The following is a 16,346-nucleotide window of genomic DNA, read 5'->3' as shown; positions in this document are numbered from 1 at the left end:
TCAGATCGCCTCCGACGCGCTGTCGCGGGCGGCGGCGAGCCGTTCGAGGTCGAGGAGCGCGCTGTTGATCAGGGCCTGCGCGGTCGCGGGGCGGTCGCTGACGATGACCCTGGCCCGCTGCAGCGAGGCCTGGATCGTGCGGAGCTTCGGCTGGATCGTCTGCCCGGCCACCAGCGGCCGGGTGACCAGCTCCTGGTCCAGCAGGTGCTCGGCCTCTCCGAGCATCTGGTAGGCCAGCTCGACGAGCTGGGGGCTGCGCAGCGGCGGCTCCCCGCTGGACGTCGCGGCGGACACGAGGAACTCGACGACGCGCTCGCTGAAGTACCACGACGGATCCTCGTCGCGCGCCTGGATGTCGGCGAAGACGTTGCCGGGCTGGTCCCACAGGCCGGCGGCCGGGCCGTCCGCGTGGCGGCGCAGCATGATGTGCCGCCAGATCTGGTCGGCGAGGGCGACCAGCCGCTCGCGCATCCGCGTGTTCTGCGCGATGGAGGCGGCCCAGATGGTGCGTTTGAGCAGCGTGATGGCGAAGTCGGAGACGACCCAGACCAGGTGGGGGCCGAGCGCGTCGCTGCCGTGGAGATTGATCGGGACGCCGGGGGAGTGCATGAGCACGGGCGGGTCGCCCGGCACGGCCCTGCGGATGATCCTGGCGCGGATGGCCAGCTCCTCCAGCACGGCGGCGACCCGGCCGAGGTCCAGGTCGGCCGCCCGGTTGTTGACCAGGCTCTGCACCACCATGGCGGTGACGCCGAGGCTGTAGTAGTCCGACTCCTTCTCGTCCACCGTCCGCCAGGGGATGTCCTCCAGCGGCCAGGTGCCCCGCCCGTACGTCGCGATCGTGCGCCAGTAGGACTGGGTGAGGTCCCAGCGGCGCTGGATGGCCTGGGCGAGGGTGATCTGGTCGTCGTTGAGCAGGCTCAGGACGCGGGTGCGGGAGGTGAACAGGTCGGCGATGCCGACGAGGGCGTTGACCGTGAAGTAGAGGAACGGCGTGTCGGCGGCCACGCCCTTGGGCTGGGGCCCGATGTCGAGCGGGGTGACGATGTCGGGGGCGTCCTTCACGATGCCCCACGTCCAGCCGCACTCGAACAGCAGGTTCTCGTTGTCCAGGTCGACCTGGCTGCCCGAGCCGATGGTCAGGTCCCGCAGACCGGCCCGTACGGGCCGCAGCTCGCGCCGCAGGTCGTCGAGCACCCGGCGGGTGGGCGCGCCGGTCTGGTTGACGGTGCGCAGCAGCGCGCGGCCGGCCGTGGAGCCGGGGTCGAACGCGTTGACCGTGAAGCTGCGCAGCAGGCCCGCCATCGCGGCCGACAGCCGCTTGCTGGCCAGGTCCTCCAGCTCGCGGATCTCGCGGCGGATGGGCTCGCGCCGCACGCTCTGCCGGAAGACCTTCAGGAAGCCGAGTGTGCCGAGCATGAGCGTGACCGACATCGAGAAGGAGTCGACCACGTCGAGCTGGAGCTGCTCGGGGGCGACCTTCGCCTCGTCGTCCACCGGGCGGAAGTAGCTGCCGCCGGAGAACAGCGGGCGGCCGTCGTCCGCGGTGTACGTGCGCAGGTACTGTCCGATGATCTTGAGCAGCAGCTTGGGGATCTCGACCGCGTCGCCGAGGACGGACAGCGCGGCCAGCACGTCGTCGGCCGTCTCGTCCGGTGTGTCCAGGCGGAAGCCGGGTAGTTCGGAGGCCGGATACATGAAGCACAGGAGCTGCTCGGCGTCGGAGATCGAGTTCGACCCGTCCCGGCCTCCCCACGCCCAGGCGCCGTCCCGGTAGGAGGCGCGCGCGGCCGCCTCCCACAGCTCCAGAAGCTGTTGTCGCGGCTGGAGTTTCATTCGTGGCCCTCTCTGCGCTGCGCCGTCCTTGCCGCGCGCCCTTTCCGTACCGCCGTGGGCGCGGAAACGGACGCACGTGTGGCTGGGCGGGACCGAGGCCGGGGTCCCCCAGACCCTCCCTAGGGGTTTCCTTTTCCGACTCAGGTGGAGACGGAACCACCACAACCCTTATACCATTGGATTCCTGCTCCGTCGCCTGGACCATCCGTGGTATTTCGTACGCCGCCTGGTTGTTGTGATTGGAGAGATACCCCAGAGAAAAACAGACATATATGTCCCAAGTCTGAGAGATATTTGAAATGTCCCAAATCGTGGCTCCAAGGGATATAACGGACTGTCGTCCCGCGCAGCCGCGGCCTGCGGCCGGAGCGGAGTGCGAAGGCGGGACGGTCCTGGTCACGGGGACGGGCATCGACGCGGCGCTGCTGGAGCCGCTCGCCCGGCAGGGACTCACGGTACGGCGGCCCGCGTCGCCGCTGACCGAGGACCAGCTGGCGCGCGAGCTGGTGGGGGCGGTCGCCTACCTGCACGGCGGCGAGGAGCGGGCGACGGCGCGGGCGCTGCGCGAGGCGCGCGAGACGCTGAGGGTCGTGGCCTTCCTCGGGGTGGGCTACGAGAACTTCGTCGACGTCGCGGCGGCCGACCGGCTGGGCATCGCCGTCACGAACACGCCGGGGGCGGCGACCGACGCGGTCGCGACGTTCACGGTCGCGCAGATCGTCAACGCCAACCTCGGCATTCCCCGGCACCTGGGCGACCGGGTCCCCGGCTGGCACGGCTCCGAAGAACTCCCGCACGAGCTCGCCGCCCGCAGCGTCGGCATCATCGGGATGGGCGCGAACGGCCGGCGGATCGCGGAGATCCTGCGCCGGGGCTTCGGCGTCCGCGTGTCCTACTTCAGCCGCACCCGCAGGCCCGACGCCGAGCGCGACCTCGGCATCTCCTACCTGCCCCTGCTCGACCTGGCCGCGGCCAGCGACATCCTCGTGGTCATGGTGCCGGAGACCGGCGAGACCAGGGCGATGGTCGACTCGACGGTGATCGGCCGGATGCCGGAGGGCGCGCTCCTCGTCAACACCGCCCGCCCGGCCATCGTCAGCCCCGGCGCCCTGTACGCCGGCCTGGAGAAGGGCCGCGTCGGTATGGCCGTCTTCGACGGTTTCTACGACCCGGAATGCGAGGAGGCCATCGAATTGCGGCGGGATTTCCCCGACCGCCTTCTGATCACCGGGCACATCGCCTCCCACACCGCCGAGGCGATGCACCGGATGGTGCGCCAGGCCGTGAACTCCATCGGGAATGTGCTGACGTACGGATCGGACGAACACGAGGTGGGATCGCGTCCCCGGCCGCGTTTCCGATGACCGGAGGAAAAATCCGGCACGCGGAACGGTAGGGCGGCGCGCGAAAAGGGGAAACCATTTGGGAAACCCAAGAGAAACCCCTCCGCTCTCCCGGGAAGTGATACGTGGACGGCCATGACCCGATCCCCCCGGCGGGGACGATCACGACGCCCACGGGGGCGCGCGCCCTGGTCGAGGCGCTGCGGCTGCACGGCGTCGACACGATCTTCGGCATTCCCGGCACCCACAACCTCGCGATCTACGAGGAGCTCGACCGGGCGGGCGTGCGGTGCGTGACGCCACGGCACGAGCAGGGCGCGGGATACGCCGCCGACGGGTACGCCAGGGTGACCGGCAGGCCGGGCGTCGTCGTCACCACCACCGGCCCCGGCGTGGTCAACGCGGCCACGGCCCTCGGGCAGGCGTACTCCGACTCCTCCCCGATCCTGCTCGTCTCCCCGGGCGTCCCGACCGGCCATCCTCGCGACGGCCGCGGCTACCTGCACGAGAGCAGGGACCAGTCGCGGGCGATCGACGCGCTGTGCGCCTGGAGCCACCGCGTGACGACCGTGCGGGAGATTCCCGCCGCCGTCGCCCGCGCCTTCGGGCGCTTCGCCGAGGGACGCCCCCGCCCGGTCCACGTCGAGATCCCCTTCGACCTGCTCGACCTGGAGGGGCAGGTCAAGGTCGTCCCGCCGTACCTGATCACGCGCCGCGAGCCCGATCCGGGGGCCCTCGACGCGGCCGCCGGGCTGCTGAAGGCGGCGCGCCACCCGGGTCTCGTGCTCGGCGGCGGTGCGCAGTGCCCGGGCCGGCGGAGCCCGGCCGGCGAGGCCCCGCCGGTGGGGAGCCTGGCGATGCGCCTGGCGGAACGGCTCGGCGCGCGGGTCGTGACCACGGTCAACGGCAAGGGCGCGGTGCCGGAGAGCCACCCGCTGGTGCTCGGCGCCACACTGCACCTGGCGGACGTCCGCCGATGGCTCGCCGCGTGCGACGTCGTGCTGGCCGTCGGCACCGAGCTGGGCCCGGCCGACCTGTGGGACGACGCCTTCGCCCTGTCCGGCCGCCTCGTGCGGATCGACATCGACCCCGGGCAGATGCACGGCGACCACGTGGCCGACGTGGCGATCGTCGCGGACGCGGAGCTCGCCATGCGCGGGCTGGCCGAGCGGCTCGACCGGCAGGGCGTCGTGCCGTGGCCGCGCCGGGAGCGGCATCCCGGCACGGGCCACAGGGCGGAGCTCGAGGAGCTCACCCGCAGATGGTCCGGCCAGCTCGCGGCGCTGCGCCGGGCCCTGCCGCCGGAGACCGTCGTGGTGGGCGACAACTCGATGTTCGTCTACCACGGGGCGCTCGTCGGCATGCCGATGGACCCGCCCGGGCGGTTCCTGTTCCCCACCGGCTTCGGCACGCTGGGCTTCGCGCTGCCGGCCGCCATCGGCGCCAAGCTCGGCCGGCCCGACCTCCCCGTGGTGGCGCTGGCCGGCGACGGGGCCTTCCAGTTCAGCCTGCAGGAGCTGGCCACGGCGGTGCAGCTGGAGCTGAGCCTGCCGGTCGTCGTGTCCGTCAACGGCGGCTTCGGGGAGATCCGCGAGGAGATGCGGGAGCGGGGCATGCGGCCGGTCGCCGTGGACCTGCACGCGCCCGACTTCCCCGCCCTCGCCGCCGCGTACGGCGCGCGGGGCCGCGCCGTCAAGACACCGGGGGAGCTGGAGGAGGCGGTCGCCGACGCCCTGCGCGTTCCGGTACCCACCGTGATCGTCGTGCCCGAGGAGGAGTAGGGAGTGTCTGACAAATGCTGCCCGTCGCGAGCCTGGGCCACGCGCAGCAGGGCTTGATTTGCCAGACACGACTTAGGACGGCGGTCAGCGGGCGGGCGCGAGCGGGAGCCGCAACACGAAACGGGCGCCCCGGTCGCTGTCCTCGATCGTGAGCGTCCCCCCGTGCGCCTGGGCGATCTGGCGGGCGATGGACAGGCCGAGCCCGGTGCCCCCGGCGTCCTTCGACCGGGCGGCGTCGAGCCGGGTGAAGCGCTGGAAGACCAGCTCCCGCTTGTCCGGCGGAATCCCCGCGCCGTCGTCGAGCACCTCCAGCACGCCCTTGCCGTCCTCGCGGCGCACGGTCACCGTCAGCGTGGAGGCCGCGTGCCGCTCGCCGTTGTCCAGGAGGTTGTTGAGCAGGCGCGCCAGGGCCATCCGGTTGCCGACCACGATGACGCCGGGCGCCAGGTGCCGCACCATCTCGACCTTGCGCGGCCTGCGGTCGAGCTCACGGGCGGTGAGGCCGCCGAGGTCGGCGGGCTCGCGCCGGGGTGAGGCGCCGGAGTCGAGCCGGGCGAGCTGGAGCAGGTCGGTCACGAGCGCCTGCAGGCGGTCGCAGCTGCCCAGCAGGGCGCGCCCGGTGGCGGGCCAGTCCGCGTCCTCGCTGTGCAGCAGCGCCTCCTCGATCTCCGTGCGCATCGCGGTGAGCGGGCTGCGCAGGTCGTGGGAGGCGTCGGAGGCGAAGCGCCGCTGCCGCTCGACGGCCGTCTCCGCCCGGTCCAGGGTCTGGTTGGCGGTCTCGGCGAGCCGCCGTATCTCGTCGTGGTGCTTCGGCACCGGCACGCGCTGGCTGAGGTCGGTGGCGGTGATCCTGGCCAGCTTGCTCGTGATCGCCTCGACCGGGCCGAGCGCCCTGCGCACGGTCTGGTAGGTGCCGAGCGCGGTCACCCCGACCAGCAGGAGCGAACCGCCGAGGAGCGCCGCCAGCAGCGGGCCGCTGACATACCACGGCACGGGGTCGTCGGCCGCGTAGATCGTCCACAGGCCGCCGCTGTTGTGGAAGCGGAAGGCGACGACGTCCACGCACCGGCCCGGGAACGCCGGGGAGTCGCAGAGCGTCTTGCTCGTCTCCGGGCTCGTCAGCTCCGGCCGGAACGCGGCTATGCGCGGGTGCCCCACGAGGCTGTCGCTGACGGAGACGATCCGGCCGCCGTGGTCGATCACCTGCACCCCGGCCAGGTCCTGATCGAGGAGCACCGGAGGCAGCCGGTCGCGCTTGGCCTGGTAGGCGAGGCGTACGGCGGCGGTCGTGATCTCGTCGGTCCTGTACTGCTCGGCGGTGCCGCGCAGGACGAGGAGGACGAACAGCACGGCGACGGCGCACAGGAGCGCCATCACCGCGCTCCCCAGCACCGTCAAGCGGATCCGCACCGAGGATCCCCGCCACCCGCTCATCTGATTCCCCCCGGTAATCAGATGATCAATAAGGACTCGTGACCCGCGGCCGGGCCTCCCCACCCGGCTCATCTGGCACGTTACCTCTGCCGGTGATCGCCGCAGTCGCCGGGGACGTCGCTGTCCGGTCCCTCCCCGCTCCGCCCCGTACGCGGCGGCGGTGTCGGCTCACCCCGCCGCGGGGGAGCGCCGTCCGACGACGTAGCAACCGCCGGCGAAGCCCGTCACCGGACGGCCCTCCGCCATCAGCCCGCCCAGCACGTCGCGTACGGCGTGCCGCCACGCCTTGGCCGTCTCCGGAGCGGCGAGGCGCAGGGACTCCACGTCCGCGGGCACGGCGACGAGCACCGCCGGGGCGTCCGTGCCCAGGGCCACCGGCCGCCCGTCCCGCTCGGCGAGCGCGGCCACCGCGCCGTCCGCCCCGGCGGGCCGGTACGGCAGGCCGTCGCACGCCCGCGCCACCCGCGGGTCGTCCAGCCGCCACACCGCGAGGAGGCGGTCGGACTCGTCGCCGGCGTTGACCGCGTCGCCCATCGGCCCGTAGAAGTCGGGCAGGTACTCCTCCGGCAGGGCGGCGAGCTTGGCCAGGTTGAAGTGGGCGTTGCGGCGCACCAGGGGGTCGAAGGTCCAGGTGATCCGGCTCAGGCCGCGCTCCAGGGCCCAGGCCCGCTGGTGCAGCTTGAGCGCGAATCCGGCGCCGGGACGCACGGCCCCGGTCACGTGCGAGTGCAGCGCCCGTCCCGCGGGCGCCGCGAGGAAGGCGACCCCGGCGCCGACGAGTTCCGCACCGTCGAACGCCCCGGCGACGTACCCGCCCGCGTGGGTCAGCGCCCGCATCAACTCCGCCGTGATCGGCGGGTTCCACGGCTCCGGGTGCCAGATGCCGTCGAACAGCCGGACCACCCGCGCGAACTCGGCGATCGTGCGCAGCTCGGCGATCCGCAGGCCGCGGCCCGCGGCGGCCGCGGCCGCCTGATCCCGGGCGACGACGGCGTCCCCCGGGTCCACGGCGCCCGCGCGGTCCTCGCGGTTCACGCGGTTCACGCGCTCTTCCGGGTTCACGCGGTCTCCCGGGCGGTCCGCCTCGTGTCCCGCGCCGCGCGGTCCGCGTCGTCGCCGGGGCCGATCGGCCCGCCCGACAGCACGTACGCCGCCAGCGCCGCGACCAGGCGGGCGCGGCCCGGCATCTCGGCGACCACGACGTGCTCCCCGGCGGCGTGCGCGCCGCCGCCCACCGCGCCCAGGCCGTCGAGCGTCGGGCAGCCGACGCCGGCGGTGAAGTTGCCGTCCGAGCCGCCGCCGACGGCCGCCCCGCGCAGCGGCGCCATGCCCAGCTCGCGCGCGAGCCGTACGGCGACGTCGAAGAGCCCGGCGGAGGCGGCGGGATCGAGGGGCGGGCGGTTCGGCCCGCCGCGCAGTTCCAGCCGGACACCCGGAGTGCGCGGGGTCAGCGCCCGTATCAGCTCGTCCACCCGCCGCTGCGCCGCCCGGTCGGGCACGCGTACGTCGACGGCCACCCGGCCCCGCGCCGGGACCGTGTTCGTGCTCGTCCCGGCGGTCAGCATGGTGGGCGTCACCGACGTGGCCCCCGCCCTTGACGACGACTCGACCTGGGCCGCGATGCCCGCGATGGCGAGCACCTGGTGGGCCAGCTCGACGCCGGCGTTGGCCCCCAGCTCGGGTTCGAGGCCGGCGTGCGCGGCCCGGCCGTGCACGGTCAGCTCGTACCGCGAGATGCCCTTGCGGGCCGTTTTCAGCGCGCCGCCGTCCGCGCTCGCCTCCAGCACGAACGCGGCGGCGCACCGCGACGCGATCGACTCGATCAGCGGGCGGGAGGTCGGCGAGCCGAGCTCCTCGTCCCCGACGACGAGCACGGTCAGACCCTCGGGGGACGGCAGTGAGGCGACCGCGTGGAAGAGCTGCACGAGACCGCCCTTCATGTCGAACACGCCGGGCCCCCGCGCCACCCCGTCCCGCACCTCCCAGGGGTGCTCGCGCAGGGTGCCGACGGGCCAGACGGTGTCGTGATGGCCCAGCAGCAGGACCCGCGGGGTGCCGAACGACCAGCGCAGGTGGGTGGCCCCGTCGATCACCAGGGTGTCCGGCTCGGCGCCGAGCAGCCTGCGGCCCAGCGCCCCCACGACGCGGGCGCTGCGCGCCACCGCCTCGTGGTCCGTGGAGTACGACTCGCAGAGCACCAGCTCCTCGAGGTCGGCCAGCATGGCCTCCGGGTCCACCGCTACTGCCGTTCCCGCGCCGTGCGGCCCAGCTCGGCGCGGAACAGGCGCATCACGTTGGCGCCCAGGATCTTCTGGATCTCCTCGTCGGCGAACCCCCGCTTGAGGAGCGCGTCGGTCACCAGCGGAAGTCCGCGCGGGCCCTCCAGGCCGGGGACGGCGGCGTTGGCGTCGATCCCGGAGTAGCTGAAGCCCTCGCAGCACGGCGGGGTGAGGTCCGCGTACACCTCGCGTACGAAGTCGGGGCCGAGACCCACGTGGTCGATGCCGGCGACGCCGGCGATGTGCTCGATGTGGTCCACGAGATGGTCGACCGTGGCCGAGCGGGCGTCCTCGATGAGGAAAGCGGCGAGGAAGTTCACGCAGACGACGCCGCCGCCCGCGGCGACGCCCCTGAGCTGCTCGTCGGTGAGGTTCCTGTGGTGGTCGCGCAGGGCGCGCGCGGAGGAGTGCGTCGCGATGACGGGCCGGGTCGCGATCTCCAGCACGTGCGCGACGCCCGTGGCGCCCAGGTGCGAGATGTCGAAGAGCATGCCGAGCCGCTCCATCTCGCGCAGCGCCTCGACTCCGTGACTGGTGAGCCTTGAACCGGTGCCGTCCTGGCCGCTGCCGTCGGCGAGAGCCGTACGGCCCCAGTGGGCGATCGAGGCGACGCGGACCCCGAGGCGGTGCAGGGCCGGGATCAGCTCGACGCTCTCGTCGATCCCCGGCATGCTCTCCAGGGCCAGCACCAGGGCGATCCTGCCGAGGGCGAGGGCCTCGTCGATCTGCTGCCCGTCGTGGCACAGCGCCACCGCGTCGGGGTTGCCCTCGGCCAGCACGTGGGCGCACTCGATCATCCGCAGGGTCTGGCGCAGCGCGCCCTCCGGGCGGAACTGGCTCTCCACGAACACGGGCAGCACCTGCACGTCGACCCCGCCCTCGACGAGCTGGGGCAGCCACTGCTCGCGGAAGAACGAGGCCCATGCCGCGGGCGGCCGGGCGGAGACGGCCATGAGCAGGTCGTTGTGGGTGTCGGCGACCACGGACCTGACGTGCAGGCTCTGCTGATCAACGGGCACGCTGGGGATCCTTCCTGGCGGCGGGGCGTCAAAGGGGACGTTACTCTTCCCGGAACGTTCCGCCAGCAGGCTGTAGTGTGCGCGGGTGGAATCGATCTCCTGCACCCTCGCCGAGGTGGTCGAACGCCTGGAGGCGTTGTACGACCCCTCGTGGGCCGAATCCTGGGACGCGGTGGGCCTCGTCTGCGGCGACCCGGAGCAGGCCGTACGGAAGATCCTGTTCGCGGTCGACCCGGTCGCCGGGGTCGTGGACGAGGCCCTCGACTGGGGGGCCGACCTCGTCGTCACCCACCATCCGCTCTACCTGCGCGGCACCACGAGCGTCGCCGCCACGACCTTCAAGGGCCGGGTCGTGCACCGGCTCATCCGCGGCGGCGCCGCGCTCTACGCCGCGCACACCAACGCCGACGTCGCCGACCCCGGGGTCTCCGACGCGCTCGCGCGGGCCGTCGGCCTGACCGGGGACCTGCGGCCCCTCCAGCCCTCCGTCGCCGACCCGCGCCGCGGGCTCGGCCGCGTCGGCGACCTGCCCGCCCCGATGCCGCTGCGGGAGTTCGCCGCGCTGGCCGCATCCGGGCTTCCCCGTACGGCCGGCCCACTGCGGGTCGCGGGCGATCTCGACCGGCCGGTGCGTACGGTCGCCGTCTGCGGCGGCGCGGGCGACTCGCTGCTGGGGACGGCACGGGCCGCGGGCGTGGACGTCTTCCTGACGGCCGACCTGCGGCACCACCCGGCCAGCGAGCACCTGGAGGCGGACGGGCCCGCGCTGGTCGACGCCTCCCATTGGGCCACAGAATGGCCGTGGCTCGCGGACGCCGCCCGGCGTCTGACGTCAGTGCTGGCGGCCGGGGGCATTACTGTTGAGGCGCGCGTCTCCGACGCCGTCACCGACGCCTGGACGGCGACGATCACCGACTTGGACCCCCGAGCATCTTGAGGGATTTGGGATGAAGGCCGCACCGGAAGCACAGAAGCGTCTGCTCGATCTCGCGGAGCTCGACACGAGTCTCGACCGGTTGCGGCACCGCCGCCGCAGCCTGCCGGAGCTCGCCGAGATCGACGAGCTGTCCAAGAGGCTGGCCCGGGTCTCGACGCAGATCATCGCCGCCGAGACCGAGGCCGGCGACCTCGCCCGGGACCAGGCCAAGGCCGAGTCCGACGTCGACGCCGTACGCGTGCGGGTGGACCGGGACACCAAGCGCCTCGACTCCGGGCAGGTCTCCTCGCCGAAGGACCTGGCGAGCCTCCAGTCCGAGATCGTCTCCCTGCGGCGCAGGCAGTCGGACCTGGAGGAGATCGTGCTGGAGATCATGGAACGCAGGGAGACGGCCGACGCCCGGGTCGCCACGCTCAAGTCGGAGCGGGACGAGGTGACCGGCACGTTGCGCGCCGCCGAGGACCGCCGCGACGCGGCGTTCGCGGAGATCGACAAGGAGCACGGCGAGCTGGCCGGCGGCCGGTCCGCGATCACCGCCGACGTCCCGGCCGACGTGCTCGCGCTGTACGAGAAGATGCGCGAGCAGAGTGGCGTCGGCGCCGCCATGCTGCACGGCGGCCGGTGCCTCGGCTGCCGGACGAGCCTGTCGATCGCCGACCTCAACCGCATCCGGGCCGCCGCGCACGACGAGGTGGTCCGCTGCGAGGAGTGCCGCCGGATCCTGGTGCGTACGGCCGAGTCGGGGCTGTGACGGCGGCGATGGGCGCGACGGGGGGTTACGTCGTCGAGGCCGACGGCGGGTCGCGGGGCAACCCCGGCCCGGCCGGGTACGGCGCGGTGGTCAAGGACGACGCCGGGCGGGTGCTCGCCGAGGCCGCCGAGTCGATCGGCACCGCGACCAACAACGTGGCCGAATACCGCGGGCTCATCGCCGGGCTCCGGGCACTGCTCGCACTCGGCGCCGAGGGCGGGCGGGTCGAGGTGCGGATGGATTCCAAGCTGGTCATCGAACAGATGGCCGGCCGCTGGAAGGTCAAGCACGAGGGCCTGCGGCCGCTCGCCCTGGAGGCGGCGGGCCTGGCCCGGCGCTTCCGCGTCACCTGGACGTGGATTCCGCGCGAGCGCAACAGCCACGCCGACCGGCTCGCCAACGAGGCGATGGACGCCGCGGCCCGGGGGGAGACCTGGCAGGCGAGCGAGATCACCTCCGCGCCAGAGGCCGTCCCGGCCGTCGAGCCCGGGGCCGAGCCGCCCAACACCGACGCGCCCACGCTGTTCGACGAGGCTTTCGGCGCCCCTGCCCCGGCCGTCGCCGATGGGCGTACGGTGACTTCCGGCGCGACCGTTGCGGGGACCGCCGGCGGACGCGCGACGGACGCGGGCACAGCCGGTAGGACCGAGGACACGGCGGCCGGAACCGCCACCTCCCATGACCGGCGCGGGCACGGATGGATGCCCCGGGCCACGCGCGTCGCCACATCCCTGCTCCTGCTCCGGCACGGGCAGACGCCGCTGTCGGTGGAGAAGCGCTTCTCCGGGCTCGGCGACCCGTCGCTCACCGCCACCGGGCTCGCCCAGGCCGAGGCCGCGGCCCTGCGCCTGTCGCGTCAGCCGTACGAGGTCGAGGTGATCGTCACCTCCCCGCTCACCCGCGCCCGGCAGACGGCGGAGGCGGTGGCCGCCGGGACCGGCCTCACGGTGCTTGTCGACGACGATCTCCGGGAGACCGACTTCGGCGCGTGGGAGGGGCACACGTTCGCCGAGATCCAGCAGCGCTGGCCCCGGGAACTGGCGGACTGGCTGGCCGACCCGGACGTCGCCCCGCCCGGCGGGGAGAGCTTCGCGGCGACCGCGCGGCGGGTCGAGCAGGCCAGGGACCGCATCGTGAAGGCCCACGAGGGCCGCAGCGTCGTCGTGGTCTCCCACGTGACCCCGATCAAGATGCTCGTCCGCTTCGCGCTGGGCGCGCCGCCCGAGGCCCTCTACCGGATGCACCTCGACCTGGCCTGCCTGTCGGTGATCGACTACTACGCCGACGGGCCCGCGGTCGTACGCGCGCTGAACGACACCGCGCACCTTTCCTGAGCCCCTCCACAGGGATCACTCCGGCACATCTCGCATCCCAACCGGTCCGTGCGCCCGCCGACCGGCTTGAACCCGTGATTTGAGGGTTTCTTCCTCTGGTCCTGGTGGATCGGCGGAGAAGTCTTCACGAATTAGTTCAACGATACCGTTGAAGGTATGGCTATCGACATCACGGACACCGTCCACGCCGTCGACGCCGCCTCCGTCATGAGGCTGCTCCCGGCCCGGCCGCGGGTGCTCGCCCTCGGCGAGCCCACCCATGGCGACAACGAACTGCTGGACCTGCGTAACGAGCTGTTCCGGCAGCTCGTCGAGCAGGAGGGCTACCGGACGATCGCGCTCGAGAGCGACTGCCTGATGGGCCTGGTCGTGGACGACCACGTCGCCTTGGGCGCGGGCATCCTCGACGAGGTCGTGGAGCGCGGCATCAGCCACGGGTGGGGTGCGTTTTCGGCCAACCACGAGCTCGTGCGCTGGATGCGCGCGTACAACGAGGGCCGGCCCGCGGGCGAGCGGCTGCGGTTCGCCGGTCTCGACGGCCCGCTGGAGATCAGCCACGCCGCGAGCCCCCGGCAGGCTCTCACCGCTCTCCACGGTTACCTCGCGGCCCGGGTGGGCGCGGATATGCTCCCCTGCGATGCGGAAACGCTCGACCGCCTGCTCGGCGCCGACGACCGCTGGGCCGATCCCGCCACGATGATGGATCCGTCCCGATCCGTGGGGCGGTCGGCCGAGGCCGGGGAGCTGCGACTGCTCGCCGACGATCTCGTGGCGCTGCTCGACGCGGAGACGCCGCGCCTGCTCGCGACGTCCACGCAGGACGAGTGGGACCGGGCGCGCCTGTACGGACGCGCCGCCACCGGCCTGCTGCGCTACCACTACTGGATGGCCGACACGTCACCGGGCCGCATGCCGCGGCTACTGGGCCTGCGGAGCTCGATGATCGCCGCCAACCTCCTCGCCGTCGCCGAGCGGGGCCCGGTGCTGGTGTACGCCCACAACAGCCATCTCCAGCGGGACAGGAGCACGATGCGGATGGGCGACGTGCCGTTCGAGTGGTGGAGCTCCGGCGCGATCGCGGACGCGCATCTGGGCGAGGGGTACGCCTTCCTGTCCATGGCCCTCGGCACGATCCGGCACCAGGGGGTGGACACCCCGCCGGCGGACACGCTCGAAGGGCTCCTGTACGCGCTCCCGCAGGAGCGCTACGTCGTCGACGTCCGCCGGCTGGCCGCCGCCCTCGCCGACGCGCCGCCCGCCCCCCGCGAGTCCCCCTGGTTCGGCTACGCCCCGCTGGACCCGGCCCACCTGCCCGGCTACGACGGGATGGTGTTCGTCAAGGACGTCACGCGCGGCCAGCGCGCCCGGCCGTACGGGTGAGGGCATCCGACGCGGCGCCCGGCAGCACGACGCGGAAGGCGGCTCCGGCGCCGGGCCGTGTCCGCAGGTCCACCCGGCCCCCGTGCGCGGCGACGATCGAGCGGACGATGGCCAGCCCAAGCCCGGCGCCTCCGGCGCCGGTGCGGCTGCGTGAGTCGTCCACCCGGTAGAAGCGGTCGAACACCCGGGCGGCCTCCTCCGCGGGCATCCCCGGCCCCTCGTCGGCGATCACGAGGACCCCGTCCCCGCCGGCCGTGCCGACGCCGATCCGCACCGGCGTGCCCGGCGGGGTGTGGGCGACGGCGTTGCCCACGAGGTTGGAGACCACCTGGCGCAGCCGCGCCTCGTCGCCGTGAACCGGCGCCGCACCCGGCGGCCCGCCGTCCGGCCCGGTCAGCGCGACCTCCCGTCCGGGGTCCAGCGCGCGCAGGTCGTGGTGGGCGTCGGCGGCGAGCGTCCGCAGGTCCATGGGCGCGAGATCCATGGGCAGGGCGTTCTCGCCCTCGTCCAGACGGGCGAGCAGGAGCAGGTCCTCCACGAGCCGGACCAGGCGGCCCGCCTCGCTCTCGATACGGTCGAGGGTGAGGTCGGCGTCGGGCAGCCCGCCCATCCGGTGCAGTTCGGCGAACCCCTTGATGCCGAAGAGCGGGGTCCGCAGCTCGTGGCTGACGTCGGCGACGAAGCGGCGCATCCGGGCCTGCGCCCGCTCCCGCTCGGCGAAGGCCGTCTCCAGCTGGCCGAGCATGACGTTCAGGGCGGCCGCCAGCCGGCCGACCTCGGTCCGGGGCGCGGCCAGCGCGGGGACGCGCCGGGACAGGTCGCCCCCGGCGATGGCGGCGGCGGTCTCCTCGATCCGCCGCAGCGGCCGCAACCCCCGGCGTACGGCGAACCAACCGATGACGGCGAGCGACGTCACGAGCGCCGCCGCGGTCGCCGCGCAGACCGTCGTCAGGCGGCCGACGGTGGACCGCACCCCGCCGAGCGACGCCGCCACGACGACGCTGCCGGATGCCGCCGCCGGCGTCGACGCGGTGGCGGGCCGCAGGACGGCGACGACCCGCCATTTGCCGCCCTCGGGGCCGGTCACGTCGAACGGCCGCCCGCCCAGCCGCTCGACCTCGGCGCTGTCGAGCCGGGGGAGCGCCGGGCCCCGATCCGGCAGCCCGTCCCGCAGCCGGTCCTGTAGCCACGGACCGCCCTCCTGCTCGACGGCGCCGTCCGCGCGCAGGTAGGCGATGTACACCTGGTCGATCAGGTCCATCCCGGGCAGGGTGCCCGGCAGTTGCGGGCTCTGCGGCGCGGACGGTCCGGCGATCAGCCGGGCGGGGATCCGCGACAGCACCGTCGCCATCGGCGTGAGCTGCCGGTCCACGCGTTCGATGAGGTGGGCCCGCAGCGTGGCGACCGCGACCGCGCCGCTGACGGCGAGACCGGCCGCGAGCAGGGCCATGGTGGTGAGCAGAAGCCGTCCACGCAGCGACAGGCTCCCCCAGCGCGGCGACGGACGCCTCGTGCGCGCCGTCATGGGTGTGGCCCGCGCAGCACGTATCCGATCCCGTGCATCGTGTGGATCAGCTTGGGCCCGGTTCTGTCGATCTTGCGGCGCACATAGCTCACGTAGGTGTCCACGATGCTGGAGTCTCCGGCGAAGTCGTACCGCCAGACGTGCTCCAGGATCTGCGCCTTGGACACTACCCTCCCGGCGTTGAGCACCAGGTAGTGCAGCAGGCGGAACTCGGTCGGCGACAACCGCACGGGGGTGCCCGCCCGGGCCACCTGATGGCCCTCCGGGTCGAGTTCCAGGTCGGCCACCCGCAGCGTGCGGTCCTCGGGGGCGGCTCCGGCCCGCCTGAGCACGGCCTCGATCCGGGCCAGCAGTTCCTCCAGGTCGAACGGCTTGGTCACGTAGTCGTCGCCACCCAGACGCAGTCCGTTGATCTTGTCCTGCGTGGTGTCGCGCGCGGTCAGGAAGAGCACGGGCACCTGACCCGGACGGCCGCCGGACAGCGGGCGGGGCAGCGTCCGGAGACGGCGCATGACCTCGAAGCCGTCCATGTCGGGCAGCATGACGTCGAGGAGCACGAGGTCGGGCGGCGTGCCCCGCGCGGTGTCCAGGGCCTGCGACCCGGTCGCGGCCGAGGTCACCTCGTATCCCGCGAAGCGGAGCGTGGCCGCCAGCAGTTCCCGCACCACGGGTTCGTCGTCGACCACCAGCAGGTGCCGCCCGTCCACCTCCGGCCTCCCTTCGCCGA

General features: G+C 73.5%; 13 protein-coding genes. 6 read left to right on the top strand and 7 right to left on the bottom strand.

What is annotated here, in order from left to right:
• Entirely contained in the window at positions 1 to 1,836 is a 1,836-nt protein-coding gene (locus HHX41_RS16940; protein WP_169980090.1) for an SCO2524 family protein, read from the bottom strand.
• 311 nt (positions 1,837 to 2,147) lie between these two features.
• Between HHX41_RS16940 and HHX41_RS16935 the strand changes: the two genes are divergently transcribed.
• Together HHX41_RS16935 and HHX41_RS16930 are read left to right on the top strand one after the other, a co-directional pair.
• The gene (locus HHX41_RS16935) at positions 2,148 to 3,200 is read left to right on the top strand and encodes a 2-hydroxyacid dehydrogenase (protein ID WP_220504121.1); all 1,053 of its coding nucleotides are present in this window, start codon (positions 2,148 to 2,150) and stop codon (positions 3,198 to 3,200) included.
• Between the two features lie 104 nt (positions 3,201 to 3,304).
• Positions 3,305 to 4,960, top strand: coding sequence for a thiamine pyrophosphate-binding protein (locus HHX41_RS16930; protein ID WP_211591626.1), 1,656 nt, complete (start codon positions 3,305 to 3,307; stop codon positions 4,958 to 4,960).
• Positions 4,961 to 5,044: 84 nt separating this feature from the next.
• Here HHX41_RS16930 and HHX41_RS16925 read toward each other — a convergent pair whose 3' ends face one another.
• The 4 genes from HHX41_RS16925 to HHX41_RS16910 form a co-directional block, all read right to left on the bottom strand.
• Positions 5,045 to 6,370, bottom strand: coding sequence for a HAMP domain-containing sensor histidine kinase (locus HHX41_RS16925; RefSeq protein ID WP_310742028.1), 1,326 nt, complete (start codon positions 6,368 to 6,370; stop codon positions 5,045 to 5,047).
• A 192-nt stretch (positions 6,371 to 6,562) separates the two neighbouring features.
• Positions 6,563 to 7,456 (bottom strand): GNAT family N-acetyltransferase, encoded by an 894-nt coding sequence (locus tag HHX41_RS16920; RefSeq protein WP_310742027.1) that lies wholly within the window; start codon positions 7,454 to 7,456, stop codon positions 6,563 to 6,565.
• A complete protein-coding gene (locus HHX41_RS16915) occupies positions 7,453 to 8,631 on the bottom strand; it encodes a M20/M25/M40 family metallo-hydrolase (RefSeq protein WP_310742026.1) in 1,179 nt (392 codons plus the stop codon). The genes HHX41_RS16920 and HHX41_RS16915 overlap by 4 nt, the downstream gene beginning before the upstream one ends.
• Positions 8,632 to 8,633: 2 nt before the next feature.
• On the bottom strand, positions 8,634 to 9,692 hold the full coding sequence (locus HHX41_RS16910; RefSeq protein WP_310742025.1) for a dipeptidase: 1,059 nt from the start codon (positions 9,690 to 9,692) through the stop codon (positions 8,634 to 8,636).
• A gap of 85 nt (positions 9,693 to 9,777) precedes the next feature.
• Between HHX41_RS16910 and HHX41_RS16905 the strand changes: the two genes are divergently transcribed.
• From HHX41_RS16905 to HHX41_RS16890, 4 genes are all read left to right on the top strand, one after another.
• Entirely contained in the window at positions 9,778 to 10,629 is an 852-nt protein-coding gene (locus HHX41_RS16905) for a Nif3-like dinuclear metal center hexameric protein (RefSeq protein WP_182906700.1), read from the top strand.
• 10 nt (positions 10,630 to 10,639) lie between these two features.
• Complete coding sequence (locus HHX41_RS16900) at positions 10,640 to 11,380, top strand: zinc ribbon domain-containing protein (RefSeq protein WP_169980096.1); 741 nt, start codon at positions 10,640 to 10,642, stop codon at positions 11,378 to 11,380.
• A gap of 8 nt (positions 11,381 to 11,388) precedes the next feature.
• The gene (locus HHX41_RS16895) at positions 11,389 to 12,714 is read left to right on the top strand and encodes a bifunctional RNase H/acid phosphatase (protein ID WP_182906810.1); all 1,326 of its coding nucleotides are present in this window, start codon (positions 11,389 to 11,391) and stop codon (positions 12,712 to 12,714) included.
• Positions 12,715 to 12,870: 156 nt separating this feature from the next.
• Positions 12,871 to 14,094, top strand: a complete 1,224-nt coding sequence (locus tag HHX41_RS16890) for an erythromycin esterase family protein (RefSeq protein ID WP_182906699.1) — start codon at positions 12,871 to 12,873, stop codon at positions 14,092 to 14,094.
• On the opposite strand, the gene HHX41_RS16885 is transcribed toward HHX41_RS16890, so the two are convergent.
• Complete coding sequence (locus HHX41_RS16885; protein WP_182906698.1) at positions 14,060 to 15,619, bottom strand: cell wall metabolism sensor histidine kinase WalK; 1,560 nt, start codon at positions 15,617 to 15,619, stop codon at positions 14,060 to 14,062. The two genes, HHX41_RS16890 and HHX41_RS16885, sit on opposite strands and share 35 nt — an antisense overlap.
• Positions 15,616 to 16,326 carry a response regulator transcription factor gene (locus tag HHX41_RS16880; protein ID WP_182906697.1) on the bottom strand — a complete coding sequence of 237 codons (711 nt, stop codon included), beginning with the start codon at positions 16,324 to 16,326 and terminating at the stop codon, positions 15,616 to 15,618. The genes HHX41_RS16885 and HHX41_RS16880 overlap by 4 nt, the downstream gene beginning before the upstream one ends.
• Between the last annotated feature and the right edge of the window lie 20 nt (positions 16,327 to 16,346).

Source organism: Microbispora sp. H13382, assembly GCF_014161445.1.
GTDB lineage: Bacteria > Actinomycetota > Actinomycetes > Streptosporangiales > Streptosporangiaceae > Microbispora.
Note: the sequence above shows the minus strand (reverse complement) of the source record. Positions and strands in the feature narration are given on the sequence as shown.

Excerpts from the sequence above, each read along its gene's own strand:
- HHX41_RS16895 (WP_182906810.1), top strand. The coding sequence starts at position 11,389 with ATGGGCGCGACGGGGGGTTACGTCGTCGAGGCCGACGGCGGGTCGCGG.
- HHX41_RS16940 (WP_169980090.1), bottom strand. The coding sequence starts at position 1,836 with ATGAAACTCCAGCCGCGACAACAGCTTCTGGAGCTGTGGGAGGCGGCC.
- HHX41_RS16900 (WP_169980096.1), top strand. The coding sequence starts at position 10,640 with ATGAAGGCCGCACCGGAAGCACAGAAGCGTCTGCTCGATCTCGCGGAG.
- HHX41_RS16885 (WP_182906698.1), bottom strand. The coding sequence starts at position 15,619 with ATGACGGCGCGCACGAGGCGTCCGTCGCCGCGCTGGGGGAGCCTGTCG.
- HHX41_RS16890 (WP_182906699.1), top strand. The coding sequence starts at position 12,871 with ATGGCTATCGACATCACGGACACCGTCCACGCCGTCGACGCCGCCTCC.